A 16,436-nucleotide genomic window follows, 5' to 3' on the forward strand; every position below is an offset into this window, starting at 1 on the left:
TATGCAATAGTTTTGGCAAGCTTTCTATCGATGAACATTACAAGAACATGACGGTTTTGTAAGATTTTTTTGTTAAATAATAAAATTTTCAAAAAAATCTTTTTAAATGGAAATTGTTATGGTACAGTATAAATGAAAGTTATTGAAAACGTTTTCTTAAACGTTTTTTTATTTTTAGACTTAAAGGTATGATGACCTGATAGTCTATTGATGAGGTTATTCTACTTAAAAGGGGATTCTTTAGGGGGAGAGAACAATGAACACATGGACACAAGTTTATGATCCGTTCGGAAACATTTGGATTTCGGCGGCGGTCGCACTTATTCCGATTATCTTTTTTTTCTTAGCTTTAGCAGTTTTCCGCATGAAGGGGTATGTGGCAGGATTTATTACAGTTGTACTTACAATTTTAGTGGCATTATTCGCTTATAAGATGCCGTTCACGATGGCAATGGCAGCGACTGGATATGGTTTTTTATACGGACTATGGCCAATTGCTTGGATTATCATTATGTCGGTATTTTTATATAAAATATCTGTGAAAACAGGTCAATTCGATGTGATTCGTGCATCTGTATTATCCATTACGAATGACCATCGTTTACTCGTTATTTTAATCGGTTTTTCATTCGGAGCATTTTTAGAAGGGGCAGCGGGATTCGGTGCACCAGTAGCGATTACGGCAGCGCTTCTTGCAGGCCTTGGGCTAAATCCTTTATATGCGGCAGGTCTTTGTTTAATTGCAAACACAGCACCAGTAGCGTTCGGAGCGATGGGTATTCCGATTACAGTTGCTGGACAAGTAACAGGTATTGATCCACATAAAATTGGACAAATGGCTGGACATCAATTACCGTTCTTATCATTATTTGTTCCATTCTTTATCGTATTTTTAATGGACGGGTTGAAAGGAGTAAGACAAACGTGGCCTGCTTTACTTGTAGCAGGTAGCTCATTTGCAATTACGCAGTTCATAACAGCGACATTCTTAGGACCAGAACTTCCGGATATTACGTCGGCACTTGTAAGTTTAGTTAGTTTAGCGCTGTTCTTAAAAGTATGGCAACCAAAAGAAATTTATCAATCAGGGCAAGCAAATAGAGAAGTAGCTGCAACAACAGCGGCATCGATGCCGAAATTAACGTTAGGAAAAGTAGTAAAGGCATGGTCTCCATTTATCGTATTAACGGTTATGGTAGTCATTTGGAGTCAAAGTTTCTTTAAAGCATTATTTGCTCCAGGAGGCGCGTTAGAAAGCCTTGTATTTAAGTTTGAAATTCCAGGCTTGCACAATTTAGTAATGAAAGCAGAGCCTATTGTAAATAAAGCGACGCCTTACGAGGCAATTTTGAAGTTTGATGTATTATCAGCAACGGGAACAGCAATTTTAATTGCTTGTCTCATTTCCATGTTTATTTTGAAAATGAGTGTAAAAGATGCAGTGGTAACATTTAAAGAAACTTTAAGTGAACTTAAAATGCCAATTCTATCTATTGGATTCGTATTAGGATTTGCATTTATCGCAAACTATTCTGGGCTATCTTCTACACTAGCGTTAGCACTAGCAGGAACTGGCGGACTATTCCCGTTCTTCTCACCATTCTTAGGATGGATTGGTGTATTCTTAACAGGGTCTGATACTTCAGCGAATGCATTATTTTCAAATTTACAAGCAATTACAGCGCAGCAAGTCGGTGTATCTGAAGTACTTCTCGTTGCAGCGAATACAACGGGCGGTGTAACCGGAAAAATGATTTCTCCGCAATCGATTGCCATTGCTTGTGCAGCAGTTGGACTTGCTGGAAAAGAATCAGATTTATTCCGGTTTACAGTGAAGCATAGTTTATTCTTCGTAATTATTGTTGGTATTATGACGTATGTACAGGCATATTATTTAACGTGGATGATTCCATAAACAACAAAAGAAATAAACTTTGCATTTTTCAGATTATCGTGTATGATGAGAAAGTATTGAAAATTAAATCAGTGATAAACTAGGGGTGCCTAACGTATGCGTAGGCTGAGAGAGAAGCGCGTGAACTTCTTAACCCTTTGGACCTGATCTGGCTCGTACCAGCGTAGGGAAGTTAACGGCTTTACATAATGATGTCTTTATGAGCCAGGTCCTTATTTTTTTATGGACCTGGCTCTTTTTATTTTGGCATACGCTGGCCATATCTCGTCCTTGTCACGTACAGGGGGGCAACAAAGGTTATGAAACAGTCTGTTTCAGCTGAGCAAATTGAATTGAAATCGAGTTTACCAGGAAGTAAGAAAGTGTATGTGGATGGACCACGAGAAGGTATGAAGGTGCCGATGCGTGAGATTGAACAAAGTGATACAAACGGCGTTCCGAATCCGCCAATTCGCGTATATGATACGAGCGGTCCTTATACGGATCCCGCGTATAAAGTGGAGCTGGAAAAGGGGATTCCAACGCCACGCCACTCTTGGATACTGGAGCGTAATGATGTAGAAGCATACGAAGGGCGCGAAGTGAAACCAGAGGATGACGGTGTGAAGGTGGCTTCGAAACATACACCTGTTTTCCCGCAAATGGATCGTAAACCACTTAGAGCGAAGCAAGGTGCAAATGTTACGCAAATGCATTATGCACGTAATGGCATCATTACGTCTGAGATGGAATATGTTGCGATTCGTGAAGGGGTAGAACCTGAGTTTGTTCGTAAGGAAATTGCGGAAGGTCGCGCTATTTTACCAGCGAATATTAACCATCCCGAAGCAGAGCCGATGATTATTGGACGTAATTTCCACGTGAAGGTGAATGCAAATATCGGAAACTCTGCTGTATCTTCTTCTATTGCAGAAGAAGTAGAGAAGATGACGTGGGCTACTCGCTGGGGTGCAGATACGATTATGGATTTATCTACAGGTAAAAACATTCATACGACGCGTGAGTGGATTATTCGTAATGCGCCTGTACCAGTTGGAACTGTACCGATCTATCAAGCGCTTGAAAAAGTAAACGGAATTGCAGAAGATTTAACGTGGGAAGTGTATCGTGATACGTTAATTGAGCAAGCGGAGCAAGGCGTAGATTACTTTACGATTCACGCTGGCGTATTACTTCGTTACATTCCGATTACTGCAAAGCGTACGACAGGTATCGTTTCGCGCGGTGGTTCAATTATGGCGCAGTGGTGTTTATACCATCATAAAGAAAACTTCCTATACACTCATTTTGAAGAGATTTGTGAAATTATGAAGCAGTATGATGTTTCGTTCTCTCTTGGAGATGGATTACGTCCAGGTTCGATTGCAGATGCAAATGACGAAGCGCAGTTCTCTGAGCTTGAAACACTTGGTGAATTAACGAAGATTGCTTGGAAACATGATGTGCAAGTTATGATTGAAGGGCCTGGGCATGTACCGATGCATTTAATTAAAGAAAATATGGAGAAAGAGCTTGATATTTGCCAGGGCGCACCATTCTATACACTTGGACCGTTAACGACAGATATTGCACCAGGTTATGACCATATTACATCCGCAATTGGAGCTGCGATGATTGGCTGGTTTGGAACAGCGATGCTTTGTTATGTAACGCCGAAAGAACATTTAGGTTTACCGAATAAAGATGATGTACGCGAAGGTGTTATTACGTACAAAATCGCTGCGCATGCAGCTGATCTGGCGAAAGGGCACAAAACGGCTCATCAGCGTGATGATGCACTTTCAAAAGCTCGTTTTGAATTCCGTTGGCGCGATCAATTTAATTTATCTTTAGATCCTGAACGCGCGATGGAGTATCACGATGAAACGTTGCCAGCAGAAGGTGCGAAAACGGCTCATTTCTGTTCCATGTGTGGACCGAAGTTTTGTAGTATGAGAATTTCACATGATATTCGGGAATATGCAAAAGAAAATGATTTAGAAACGACAGAAGCAATTGAAAAAGGAATGAAAGAGAAAGCGAAAGAATTTAAAGAAACAGGTAGTCATTTATACCAATAACACGTTACACCTCTTTACTTGATTGATCACACTGTAGTACCTAACTTAAATATAGAAGAAGCCCGCTTTGCTAAGACGGTAGCAAAGCGGGCTTCTGTTGTTTATTCCGCTATTTGTGGGCAGTAAGACCCCCGCCTCAAAATTCAGCGGAAGCAAAGAAGTTAGGTGGGGGGCAACTGCCCGTAAAAGCCCGATTAGTTAGGGCTGATTAAAGTTTCACTTTATAAGGCGAAGAAGAGATGTACCCAGTAGAATAAGAGGAATAATGTAACGACTGTTGTGAGTGGAATAACGATAAGGGATACACTTAAATAGTCTTTCCATTTTACTTTAATTTTGTTTTGTTTCAGGATATACATCCAAATGAGAGAAGCTAGCGTACCGATTGGTAATAATAGTGAACCGATGTCACTACCAATGATATTTGCGAGATAGATAGTTTTTAATGTGACTGGATCTAATCCCATTTCTGTTAACGTAATGGTCCCAATCATAAGTGCAGGGTGATTATTGAAGACATTGGAGAGGAGAGAAACGAGTCCACCCATTGCAAAGCTAGCATAAAGCAGATGTTGACTTACAACTGGTTCAAGCCATTGGACAAGCGCTGCTGTTAATCCTGCGTTGTGGAGCCCGTAAATAATGACATACATAGAGAAAGCAAAAATCAAAATGTGCCACGGTGTCTTTTTCAAAATATCGACAGGGTTCGTTCGTAAGTAGTACCATCTCCAAATGAGAAGAATGAGTGAACCGAGTACGGCAACAATCTCGATTGGGATGGATAAGAAGGATGCAACGAATAGAAGACAGCGCATAAGGAAGACGAAGCCTAATACTTTTAGCATGAACCTTGTCCGTTTTTGTTTCGTATCAACTGAATTTTTTCCTTTTAACGGATGAAAGTTTTTCGTGAAGAATATTTCTTCAATATCATATGAAGAAACAGGCAATTTTTTCGGAAGTTTTTTCTTCAAAACCGTATACATAAGCCATGACATAAACAATAGTCCTAATGTTGCAGGTACAAACATCATAGCAGTATGCATATAAAGAGTCATATTCACGATATTTAATGCGATTAAGTTTACGATATTACTTACACCAATTGGTGCACTAGATGCAGTAGCGATTAAAGCACCGCTTAATAAATAAGGGATTTGTTGATGCGGTTTTAATTGAAGATTTTTTAGGAGAAGAATTAAGATTGGCGTTGTAATTAAAATACTACCGTCGTTATTAAATAAAAGAGTCATAAGAAAACATAATAATTGAATATACCAGTATAATCGGCGCCCGGAGCCTTTTGCTAGGTTTGCAAGTTTCGCTGCGGACCAGTGGAAGAATCCGAAGCTTTCTAATATAACCGCCATAACGATGGTCGCTAATATTGTTATGGAGGCACCGCCAATTTTACTAATAATGTCCATGACGTCTGGTTTTGATACAAGTCCAGTAATCAGGATAATGCCAGCGCCAATTGCTGCCGGCCACGCCTCATTTAAACCACGAGGTCGCCAAAAGATAACAATCATTGTTAAGAAGAATACAATAATAGTAATCCATATTTCAATGCTCATATTTTACCTACCTTTCTACTTTTCCTTAAAGTAATGTAGCTTGTCTTAAGGTTTGTATTGGTAGTATATTCAGCAAAAAATAAGAAGAACTAGACGTATAACGGAGTGCAATAAATATGTGTTTTTCAAGTTATGGGACAAGTATCTCTCTTAGTGAAATAACTATTGTGAGAGGAGTCTAGAAATTAATGGGGCAGTAAGATAGTAAATGAAATTTATATGGGCGATTATGGAGATATATCGGCGCAACTCAAAATATATCAGCGATTATTGAAATATATCGGCGCAACTCAAAATATATCAGCGATTTTTAAATTATATCGACTTATCGACAAAACATGACAAAAGGAGCCCATCCCAAAATACCTTTTGGAACAGGCCCTACAATATTATTTTTCCTTCAAAAAAGTCCGATCCTTCAAGAATAAATTCCAGAAGAAAATAAATCCTGGTAATAAAATTGCAATCCCAATTGCATATAGAATAAGCAATGCATAGAATGTTTCGACCGTTGTAAAGCTTGTAAATACAGTTACATCAGGATAAATAATATACGGTAAATGCGCAACGCCGTAAGCATAACTTGCAAATGCATATTGAGCGACGACTGCTAAAACGGCAATGCGAGGGTATCCTAGTGTGTCATACTTCTTGTTTGTCCACCAAAGAGAAGAGTATCCGATAATGAATAAAACGATAGAAACTGTAAACCATGTGAATTGCTTTATTAGCCCTTGCATAAGCCAGTGTGTTTCCGGATCCATTACAACGAGGGCAATAATCGCCGTAACGAGCGTTGCAGGACCAAGGATAATCGCGTTTCTTCTATAAATTCTATATGCATCTTCTGAACCTTGTTCTCTCGCAAAATCAGCAAGAAAGAGAGAGGAAAGAAATAGTTCCGAAGTTAGTCCGAAGAGCATATAACAATAAATAACAGGACTAGAAAGAAGTTTTCCATATAGGAGTACTTCTTTTCCTTCAGACATTGTAATATAGGCACCTTCTGTAACAGGTAAAACGGTAATTAATAGGGCTGGAATTAAGAGTCCTGTAATACCTGAAATAATACGAAGAAGGTGTTGGTACTTCGGCAGGGAATAAGCAAATACCATAAATGTACTGCGAATTGCCACGAGTACTAGAATTAACATAACGGGTACGAACATTACCGTTGCTAGGGTAAAAGCGGCTTTCGGAAAGAAGCCAAGAAAAGCGACAACGACAAAGACGAGAAATGTATTTGTTACTTCCCAAGTCGGTGATAAGTATCGGTTGGCAAGCTTGGCAGCTAGCGTTGGATGTTTTGCGTATACCATGCCCCAAAAACCTGCTCCAAAATCGATGGACCCTAATATACTGTATACGAAAATAAGAGCCCATAAGATGATGATTGCAATACTTTCCTCATGCACGAGAATCGCCTCCTTCGTGATGTAAATCATTTGTAAGCGGATGTTTCTTAAAGAATGTCCGTAGTACAAAAACTGTTAAAATACCGAGTCCAATATATAAAATGATGAATAGAATAAATAAAGGACCGACAAAATCGGCGCGTGTAGAAGCATCGACTGTACGTTGCATACCGTAAATGGTCCATGGCTGACGACCGCTACAGCTGAAAATCCACCCAAATTCAATGCCGAGCATCATAACTGGTCCACATGCGGCAGCTCCCCAAAGAAGCCACTTCGGTAGCTCTGTTTCTTTTTTTCGGTAAACAAAGTACCAATATAAGAGGGCAATTGCTGCAACTGCAAAGGTAAAGGCAGCAGTGCCAACCATTAAATTGAACAGTGTATGCGTGTAAAATGGTGGCCATGTTTCTTGTGGAAATTCCTTTAGTCCTTTTACGACAGTGTTAGGGTCTAGTCCTACTAGTAGGCTAAGCATGTTCGGAATTTCTAGTGCATAGTTTAGTTCAAGTGTGTTAGGATCTACAACGCCGCCAATTGATAACGGTGCATGTGATGTCGTTTCAAATAAAGCTTCAGCAGATGCCAGTTTTTCAGGGGAATGCTTATGTAAAGCAATTGCCGATTCGTGTCCCGAAAGCCACATCGTAGCGCCTGTAATAAATGTCACGACGAGTCCTAACAGTAGTCCTTTTTTATGATATGCCACTTCACGTTCACTTACATTCTTCTTTAATAATTTAAATCCGGCGATAGAGGCAATGACGGCAGCTCCAGTTGCGTAGGCTGTAATCACAACGTGGAATGCGCTCGTACCAAAACTCGGATTAAAGAAAGCTTTCCACGGATCAACGTTAAAAACTGATCCATCTGGTCCCATTGAAAAGCCCGCGGGTGTATTCATCCATGTATTTGCCGATGTAATAAGCACGGCGGATGCCGTGGCACCAATCATGACGAAGAATAGCGAGATTAATCTCATGAATGGAGGTAGTTTGTCAGCTGCATATACATAAATGGACATGAACAAAGCCTCTAAAAAGAAGGCGAAAATCTCAATTTGAAAGGGAACAGAAATAACCTGCCCAACAATTTTGGCAAAACCAGGCCAAAGCAGTGAGATTTGCACACCAACGATTGTTCCAGTTGGAATTGCTACACCGAGAAGGATGGCAAAAGCCTTTGTCCATCTTTTCGCCATAATGGCGTAGTCGGAATCTTTCTTCCAGTGATAGAGTATTTCACTTATAAAAATCATTAATGAAAGTCCGACACCAAGTGTTGCGAAGATAATGTGGAATGCTAGTGAAGAACCGAAAAATGCTCTTGCTAATGTTACCGTATCCATATGTAAACTCCTCTTCTTTTTTGCCATTATTTTCTGATTGAATTGGAAGATTTATTCAAAAAAACTTCCAAAAATATATATGTATTTAAAAAGTGGATATGATAATATTATGTTTGAATATTCTAAATAGAAAGAAGTTAATATTTTGTTTGTTTTTTAGTGAGGAATATTTTATAATCTTTTATGCGAACATAAGTTCTGTTTTTGGAGTGAAGAAGTTTATGTGAAATGGAGAGGATGTTTTATGTATCCTGAAGTCATTAAAAAGATGGCATTTTCAAAAGAGCATAGAGATTTATTATTGAAGCTGTATAATAAAGAGATTACGCGTAGTGAGTATGATCGACTCGTAGAATCGCTATATAGACCTTCTAAAGAGGCTTGTGAGGGATGATAAAGGAACGGGAGACAATCTAATAGATTGTCTTTTTTAAATTTGTGTATGTTCTGGTAAAATTAAGGTTAGCCTTAATAGGGAGGTGAAAGGATTGCGGAAACGTTTATATATAGGGGTTGGGGTTGTTCTCTTAATCGCTTTAGGTGGAATTGTATTTTGGTCAGCTTTGCAAGGAAACCGTACGGAACATTTTATTTTAAGACATATGGTGAATGAAAATGGGACGCTTGCTACATATCGTTTAGAGGATACAAAAGCAGGTACTGGTGAAGCGAAAGGCCGTGAAGCTTTATCGGAATCAGCAGGACTATGGCTGCAATATACACTCGATAAAGACGATCAAGCGTTATTCGATGAACAAGTTAAGGTTATTCAAAATAATTTTGTACATAAGAACCAAATTGTTTTATGGAAAATCTCTGAAAAGGGAGAAATGCAGTCAGCTACAAATGCACTTATTGATGATCTTCGTATTATAGAACAGTTATATCGCGCTTATGAAATGTACAAGGAAGAGCGCTATAAAAACTTGGCAGATCAATTGAGTGATGCTGTAATTCGTTATAATAAGAAAGGTAATTATTATGTTGATTATTATGATGCAGATGCAAGGAAACAAAATGATTTTGCAACAACGTCATATGTAAATCCGCATGCATTCTCCTATATGAAAAAGTATGGAAAAGTTTCTGCTCAGCAATATGAGGAAGTCGTTCAATTTTTAGCGGATTATCCAAGGCATGGATGGGCATTCCCGAAAGAGTATAAAGCAGATGGTACATTTACGTACGACAAAGAAGTGAATCTGATTGACCAATCATACGTTGCATATCATCGTAGTTTAGGTGGTCTTTCATCAGATGCTTATTTGGAATTTATAAAGAAGAAATTTCAGGAGGATGGAAAGCTATACGGTCGTTACAATTTAGAAACGGGAAAACAAACTGTGAATTATGAATCGCCAGCCGCTTACGGATTAACGATTTTGTACGTACTACAAACAGGTGATACAAATTTCGCAAAGGAATTATATGATCATATGGCCACATTCCGAAATGACAACGTATTTAGTAGATACTACGGTGGATATGTAACAGGCGAAAATAACAATACGCATATTTTTGATAATGTTTTGCCGCTTTTAGCTGAAATAGAATTAGAGAAGAGTGAAAAATAAAAGGTGCCACCCTATGGGGATGGCATCTTTTATTGTTTAATATCATTTTAAGTCCTAATATTGGAGAAGTAATCAATTACGAATTCACGGAATTTCTGAGCAGTTTTCGATAAGTAACGTTTTTTTGACCAGCTTAACCCAATCGTTCGCTCACAATTTGGTTCAATAATACGTAACTTATTTAATGCTAAAGTAGAGTTTTTTAATAAAGTTAAACTTGGGACAAAGGCGATGCCGAGGCCTTGCTTAATCAGGTCGCTAATCACGGTTGGTTCATCTACTTCAAAAGCAATATGTGGAGTGAAGCCAGCTTCTTTACAAAATTCATCTGTTAAGTGCCGAAATCCGTAACCAGTGTTCATACTAATGAACGGTTCGTCTTTTACTTCATGCAAATATACACTTTCACGTTCTGATAAACGGTGCCCTGAAGGGACGACTAAGAAAATTTCTTCTGTAATAAGTGGTTCCCAAATAATCTCTTCGCCTTCAATTGGCACAGAAGAAATGCAAAAGTCAATTTCTATATTATCTAGTTGTCGTTTCATAGAAGGAGTAGATGCGAGAAATTGTTGGAATCGAACGTTAGGATGTTCTAGTAAAAAAGAACCAATTAGTTCGGGTAATATTCTTGGAATAGAAACAGCCAACGTAATAGAGCTTTGTTGTAAGTCAGCTAAATCTTTAATTTCTCGTTCGCCTTCACTTAATTCATGAAAAATGCGCTCTACTCGTTTTAAAAATACTTTCCCGAAAGAGTTTAATGTAATTTGTCGCCCTTGGCGGTCAAATAACGGAACGCCTAAGTCCTTTTCTAATCTAGCAATTGTTTTGCTGAGTGAAGGCTGTGCGATATGCAATTCTTCAGCGGCTTTTGTCATATGCTCTAATCGCGCAACTGTTTGAAAGTATTTTAGTTGAAGAAGTTCCATTTTGACTCTCCTTTCTATAGACCAAAAGGAATGGATTGATAATTAAAGATGTATTATACAGTATGGAAATGGACGTGTATAGTAAATCTGTTAAACCATTCTAATGGTGTGAAATTCGGAGAAGGAGTATGTTTCATGAAAGGAATTCAACTTGTATTTAAAGATTGGAAAGCGATGTGGCACCATAAACATGGGCGTATCGCTTTAATTTTTTTGTTAATCGTTCCTTTAATTTATTCAGGGTTCTTTTTAGCTGGATATTGGGATCCATACGGAAAATTAGATAAATTACCTGTTGCGATTGTAAATTTAGATAAGGGTGCTGCAATGGATGAGAAAACAATTCATGCAGGAGACGATTTTGTAAAAAATTTAAAAGAGAATAAGGAACTGGCTTTTCATTTCGTATCAGAAAAAAATGCTGAGGAAGGGCTAAAAGAAGATAAGTATTATATGGTTGTTACGATTCCAGCCGATTTCTCTAAAAAGGTAAGTACACTTATGGATGAAAAACCAGAACCAGCACAATTGCAGTACAAAGTAAATCCGGGTAAAAACTTTGTAGCAGCGCAAATTGGAACGACAGCTGTTGAAAATATGAAAACAAAAATTTCAAATAGTATTACGAAATCTTATACAGAAGGTGTCTTTTCAAAGTTTCAAGACTTAGCACAAGGGTTGAGTGATGCAAGTAATGGTGCTGGGAAGTTACATGAAGGAACGACAGATGCAAGAAATGGGGCAAATCAGCTTGCAGATGGTATTCATCGTTTAAGTGACGGGACATCAAAAGTGAAAGAGGGAAGTGAAAAACTTGCTTCTAGTCAATCAGCTTTAACTGATGGAGCGAATGAGCTGAGTGAAGGGGCAAAATCCCTTCATAGTGGTATGGAGTTATTAGCACAAGGTGAAAAAAACTTACAATCAGGGGTTAGTGAATTAAGTGCTGGTACAAATGAATGGGTGAACGGAAGTGAGAAACTTGCTGACGGGCAAGTGAAAGCGGACAATGCAGCAAATAGTGTAAAACAACAATTAGAAGAGTACGTGAAAAGTCATCCAGAGGTGCAGCAAGACCCTGCTTTTCAAAAGATTATCGCTACTTCTAATGGATTAGCTCAAGCAACAAACACTTTAAATAATAGTCAGAAACAATTGACACAAGGTGCACAGAAGCTTGCAGATGGTCAGCATAAGGTTGAAGAAGGTATGAATACATTCGGAGTTAAGTTAAATGAAGCTACTGCTGGAACGAAAAAGATAGCAGATGGTGCTACAAATTTAGCTAGTGGATTTACGAAATGGGGAACTGGATTTACATCATTACAAGAAGGTGTAAATCAACTTGCGAGCGGGGGAACAGAGCTGAATCATGGTGCTGATCAGTTAACGAACGGACTTGTTAAACTTGACGATGGTGCGAAAGAACTTTCTACGAAATTGGGAGAGGGCGCAGAGAAGATAGCGGATGTTCGCAATGATGATGCACGCAATACGATGTTCTCAGAGCCAGTTCAATTAGTGAAGTCAACAGTTTCTGACGTGCCTAATTACGGTTCAGGTATTGCACCATATTTCTTATCACTTGCATTTTATGTTGGCGGAATTATGGCATCAAATATTTTACCGCTTGGCCGTAGACAAAATATGAAAGTAAGTGGAACAGTACATTTTATTAACAAATTAGGGTTAGTATATGTAATTGGACTTATTCAAGCACTACTTGTGGATGTGGTTGTGCTAGGAGTTATGAAATTAGAAGTTGCAAGTGTGCCACTCTTTGTTTTATCAAGTATCGTTATTTCCTTTACGTTCATGACGTTTATTCTTATGTTAGTAACGGTATTTGGTCTTGTTGGAAAGTTTTTAGCGGTAACGCTTCTCGTCTTGCAATTAGCGACGAGCGGTGGGACTTTCCCAGGAGAATTAAATATAGCTGTTCTTAGCAAGATTGGACAATTTCTCCCAATGTCCCATTCTCTTAGAGGATTGCAAGATGTGATTTCTTTAGGAGATTGGTCGCAATTACAAATGCAAATTTTAATATTGTTATGCTATCTCGTTGTTGCTGGTGGAATTGCTTGGATCACGAGCCATATACAACATAGGGAAACGAATGCAGAACAAGTTTCTTAAAATAAAAAGAAGTTATCCGATTTTTGGGGATGACTTCTTTTTATTTTGCTTGTAGCAAAAAGAGTATTGCATTATTTTTTTATACACTAGTCCCTATATAAGAGAAGGGGTGCATAGTGCGAGTATTTAATTTGTTTTTCTATATATATGCGCTTAAAGTATTTTGAATATTCTAAAATTGGACTATACCAATTGTTAGAATATTATGGAAAAGTTTTTTTGAAATAAATATAATGAACGTACAAATTAAATATTGGCATTGTTTTACATGATAGGAAAGGTATTCAAATGTTTTTAAGAAAGGAAGAGGAGACATACATAGTTTATATGTTGGTTTGTTTGGACTTTTGACTGGATGATCATTCAGTAAATGTTCTTATACGTATAATGATGAACCGTTCCTTTGGAAATTACCGATCCTCACTCTTAATGATGTAAATTCATTTTCCTTTTCGAAATGGAAAGTACAATGCAAATGCCGTAGTAATAAGTCAAGAAGTCTGGGGAGGAGTGGGATATCGTATATGAACATATGGAGGCGAAAAAAGAAGCTAAGAAGACAAAAATCCTTTTTAGTACTGTTGATGCTTTTATTAGTGTTCGCGGATATACCTATCAGTTTTATTGACAACATGACGATGCATGCGGAGACAGATTCTATAACAGAACAACCGAAAGGTACAGAAGCAGATTCTAAAGCAGAACAACCAAAAGATATAGAAATAAGTTCTGCAAAAGAGCAATCTAATCCAGAAACTGTTAAAGATTTTGATCCGGGTCGACCTTATGGGAAGGATACTCCTGTAGCGGTTGAAGAGAAACGAATGGGGACGTCTTCCTGGATAAAAGATATTGCACCAGCAAGTTTAGTAGATAATACATGTGTTCAGCAAAATAGAGTTGTCCTAAAAAATGGTGGATTTGAAAAGCCAAGGGTAACGAAAGACTTCTTTATTGATCAAGATAAAGTAGAGGGCTGGAGAACGACAGATCGTTATAAAGTAATAGAAATTTGGAGAACGAGAGATAGAATACCGATGGCGTCACCACTTCCAGCAGAAGGAGAGCAATTTGCCGAACTAAATGCAAGGGAACCTGGAATGTTATATCAAGATGTGAAAACGACTCCAGGACAAACGATTTATTGGCGATTAGCTCATAGGGGAAGAGATGGGAAAGATACGATGCGAGTTCGTATTGGGTCAGCAAGTGCGAATATTACTTCCTTACCTACTATTCAAACGATGGAAGATGATAATAAAGCATGGGGCCGCTATAGCGGGACTTATACAGTTCCAGCAGGTCAAACGTTAACTCGATTCGGTTTTGAGGCTGTAAAAACATACGGAAACGCTCTATCAGTAGGAAATTTCCTAGATGATATTTTTCTTGGAACAGAACCTTGTGTTACGGTAACGAAATCTGTAAGTCCAGAAGGAAAAGTGTATGCAGGAGATGAGTTGACGTATACGGTGAACGTTAAAAATCACGGCGGAGATGTTGCCGGTGAAGCAATGTTCACTGACATGATTCCAGATGGAACAGAATATGTGCCTGGTTCTATACAAGTAAAAGCCGATGGAACCGAAAAAGCTATAACAGATGCAGAAGATAATGATGCAGGCTTTTATAAAGACAAAAAAGTCACTGTTAAATTAGGCGACGTACAAAATACAGAAGAGGATCCAAATGGAATTACAGTTCAATTTAAAGTAAGGGCTTTACCAAGTTATATTGGAAAGCAAGTTACAAATAAAGCAAGAATAGATTATGGTAACTTATTGAAGGGCTCAAAAGAATATACAAACTCCAATGAAGTTGTAAACGAGGTTATTGCAAGAAACCCTGAAATAGAGTCGGTTAAAGAAGTGAAAAATGTACAAGGTAAGAGTAGGTATGAGGTCGGAGATACGATTGAATACACAGTTAAAATGCGTAACAAAATTGAGAATAGCATCGCGAAAAAGATTGTAATAGAAGATTCATTACCAAACGGGGTAGATTATGTACCAGGGACCATTAAGGTAGATGGAAAAGCGGTGACGGACGCTGTAGATCAAGATAGCGGCCACTATACGATAGGTAAAGTGATTGGGAATTTAGGTGATATTACAGATACAGGATGGCATACGGTCACCTTCCAAGCGAAAGTAAAATCGGACCAGTTAGATAAGACGATTCGTAACATAGGAAAAATAACAGGTGAGAATATTGTACCGCAAGAACCAGAGAAATCTATTGTAATAGAACCGAAAGATCCAAAGCTAGAAACGGTAAAAGAAGCAAAGAACTTACAGCAAGGTAAGAGCATATATGAAGTCGGAGATACGATTGAATATACGGTGAAAATGCGTAATAACGTAGCGAGTAGCATGATAAAGAATGCTATTATTGAGGATTCATTACCAGAAGGTGTGGAATATGTGCCGGGGACGATTCGAATAGATGGGAAAGTTGTCACAGATGCTGAAGATGGGGATAGTGGCCATTATAAGACTGGAAAAATAACCGGGAAGTTTGGAGATATTCGAGATACAGAGTGGCATACAGTAGTGTTCCATGTGAAAGTGAAAACGAATCAAGCAGGGAAAGAAATAGTAAATAAAGCGAAGGTAACGGGAGAGAACATTACACCGCAGGAACCTGAAAAACTAGTAAAAGTAGATTATAAGAATCCGAAAGTGGAATCAGTGAAGGAAGTAAAGAACTTACAACAAGGTAAGAAGTATGAAGTAAAAGATACGATTGAATATACGATTAAGGTTCGTAATACAGTCAAAGATAGCATCATAAAAAATTCTTTAGTAGAAGACCAATTGCCAGAAGGTGTGGAATATGTACCAGGATCAATTCGGGTGGATGGCAATGTAGTAACGGATGCCGAAGATACTGACAGTGGTCATTATAAGGCTGGAAAAGTAATAGGGAGACTCGGAGACATTCAAGATACCGAATGGCATACAATCGTATTTCAAGTGAAGATAAAAGATGGTTATGAAGATAAAAAAATACTGAACGTAGGTACGGTAAAAGGAGATAATATTTCTCCACAAAAACCATCAGTAGAAATAGCAGTGGAACCTCCTCCGTCAGGGAAAATTGAAATTGAAAAAGTAGATGCAAAGGATCATACGTTGAAACTGAAAAATGCAGAGTTTCAAATTATCGATAAAGATGGAAATGTAGTCGGAAAATTAGTAACCGATGAAAGTGGAAAAGCAATTTCTGAACCGCTAGTATTCGGTAAATATGAAATTAAAGAAATAAAAGCACCGACAGGTTACATGATCTTGAAGGGATCAATTCATGTAGAACTTACATCACCTTTGCAAAAGTTGAAAGTAGAGAACAACAAGAGTGAATGGGTCATTCCGAATACAGGAGGGTTTGGAACAAATCTCATTTACTTATTTAGCACATTACTCATTGTGTTAACGCTATTTCTCTATTTCCGAAAAGGGGACAGTAATTTATAA

General features: G+C 38.2%; 10 protein-coding genes and 1 riboswitch. Of the genes, 6 read left to right on the top strand and 4 right to left on the bottom strand.

Going from position 1 to position 16,436, the window contains the following annotated elements; genetic code table 11:
* Window positions 1-256: 256 nt before the first annotated feature.
* Entirely contained in the window at window positions 257-1,915 is a 1,659-nt protein-coding gene (gene lldP, locus PDQ40_RS15695; RefSeq protein ID WP_001099319.1) for an L-lactate permease, read from the top strand.
* A 71-nt stretch (window positions 1,916-1,986) separates the two neighbouring features.
* A riboswitch (TPP riboswitch) is annotated at window positions 1,987-2,102 on the top strand.
* A 112-nt stretch (window positions 2,103-2,214) separates the two neighbouring features.
* Complete coding sequence (thiC, locus tag PDQ40_RS15700) at window positions 2,215-3,975, top strand: phosphomethylpyrimidine synthase ThiC (RefSeq protein ID WP_000814470.1); 1,761 nt, start codon at window positions 2,215-2,217, stop codon at window positions 3,973-3,975.
* A gap of 221 nt (window positions 3,976-4,196) precedes the next feature.
* On the opposite strand, the gene PDQ40_RS15705 is transcribed toward thiC, so the two are convergent.
* The 3 genes from PDQ40_RS15705 to cydA form a co-directional block, all read right to left on the bottom strand.
* On the bottom strand, window positions 4,197-5,555 hold the full coding sequence (locus PDQ40_RS15705) for an arsenic transporter (RefSeq protein WP_048557370.1): 1,359 nt from the start codon (window positions 5,553-5,555) through the stop codon (window positions 4,197-4,199).
* 389 nt (window positions 5,556-5,944) lie between these two features.
* Window positions 5,945-6,970, bottom strand: a complete 1,026-nt coding sequence (locus PDQ40_RS15710; RefSeq protein ID WP_000544181.1) for a cytochrome d ubiquinol oxidase subunit II — start codon at window positions 6,968-6,970, stop codon at window positions 5,945-5,947.
* On the bottom strand, window positions 6,963-8,318 hold the full coding sequence (gene cydA / locus PDQ40_RS15715) for a cytochrome ubiquinol oxidase subunit I (protein WP_000381959.1): 1,356 nt from the start codon (window positions 8,316-8,318) through the stop codon (window positions 6,963-6,965). The genes PDQ40_RS15710 and cydA overlap by 8 nt, the downstream gene beginning before the upstream one ends.
* Window positions 8,319-8,562: 244 nt before the next feature.
* On the opposite strand from cydA, the gene PDQ40_RS15720 reads away from it, so the two are divergent.
* Both PDQ40_RS15720 and PDQ40_RS15725 read left to right on the top strand, forming a co-directional pair.
* Window positions 8,563-8,712: a hypothetical protein gene (locus tag PDQ40_RS15720; protein ID WP_000283184.1), complete on the top strand. Its 150-nt coding sequence runs from the start codon at window positions 8,563-8,565 to the stop codon at window positions 8,710-8,712.
* A 94-nt stretch (window positions 8,713-8,806) separates the two neighbouring features.
* Entirely contained in the window at window positions 8,807-9,892 is a 1,086-nt protein-coding gene (locus PDQ40_RS15725; RefSeq protein WP_140158757.1) for a transcriptional regulator, read from the top strand.
* Window positions 9,893-9,939: 47 nt separating this feature from the next.
* Here PDQ40_RS15725 and PDQ40_RS15730 read toward each other — a convergent pair whose 3' ends face one another.
* Window positions 9,940-10,824: a LysR family transcriptional regulator gene (locus PDQ40_RS15730; protein WP_000421916.1), complete on the bottom strand. Its 885-nt coding sequence runs from the start codon at window positions 10,822-10,824 to the stop codon at window positions 9,940-9,942.
* A 135-nt stretch (window positions 10,825-10,959) separates the two neighbouring features.
* Here PDQ40_RS15730 and PDQ40_RS15735 point away from each other — a divergent pair, with 135 nt between their 5' ends.
* Together PDQ40_RS15735 and PDQ40_RS15740 are read left to right on the top strand one after the other, a co-directional pair.
* Window positions 10,960-12,960, top strand: a complete 2,001-nt coding sequence (locus tag PDQ40_RS15735) for a YhgE/Pip domain-containing protein (protein ID WP_000676362.1) — start codon at window positions 10,960-10,962, stop codon at window positions 12,958-12,960.
* 524 nt (window positions 12,961-13,484) lie between these two features.
* Window positions 13,485-16,436, top strand: coding sequence for an isopeptide-forming domain-containing fimbrial protein (locus PDQ40_RS15740; RefSeq protein WP_001028691.1), 2,952 nt, complete (start codon window positions 13,485-13,487; stop codon window positions 16,434-16,436).

Origin of the sequence: Bacillus cereus group sp. Bc061 (genome assembly GCF_027715825.1) — a bacterium.
Lineage (GTDB): Bacteria > Bacillota > Bacilli > Bacillales > Bacillaceae_G > Bacillus_A > Bacillus_A paranthracis.

What these genes read in the sequence shown, in the direction of transcription:
- lldP (WP_001099319.1), top strand. Translation starts at nt 257, where the DNA reads ATGAACACATGGACACAAGTTTATGATCCGTTCGGAAACATTTGGATT.
- thiC (WP_000814470.1), top strand. Translation starts at nt 2,215, where the DNA reads ATGAAACAGTCTGTTTCAGCTGAGCAAATTGAATTGAAATCGAGTTTA.
- PDQ40_RS15705 (WP_048557370.1), bottom strand. Translation starts at nt 5,555, where the DNA reads ATGAGCATTGAAATATGGATTACTATTATTGTATTCTTCTTAACAATG.
- cydA (WP_000381959.1), bottom strand. Translation starts at nt 8,318, where the DNA reads ATGGATACGGTAACATTAGCAAGAGCATTTTTCGGTTCTTCACTAGCA.
- PDQ40_RS15720 (WP_000283184.1), top strand. Translation starts at nt 8,563, where the DNA reads ATGTATCCTGAAGTCATTAAAAAGATGGCATTTTCAAAAGAGCATAGA.
- PDQ40_RS15730 (WP_000421916.1), bottom strand. Translation starts at nt 10,824, where the DNA reads ATGGAACTTCTTCAACTAAAATACTTTCAAACAGTTGCGCGATTAGAG.
- PDQ40_RS15735 (WP_000676362.1), top strand. Translation starts at nt 10,960, where the DNA reads ATGAAAGGAATTCAACTTGTATTTAAAGATTGGAAAGCGATGTGGCAC.
- PDQ40_RS15740 (WP_001028691.1), top strand. Translation starts at nt 13,485, where the DNA reads ATGAACATATGGAGGCGAAAAAAGAAGCTAAGAAGACAAAAATCCTTT.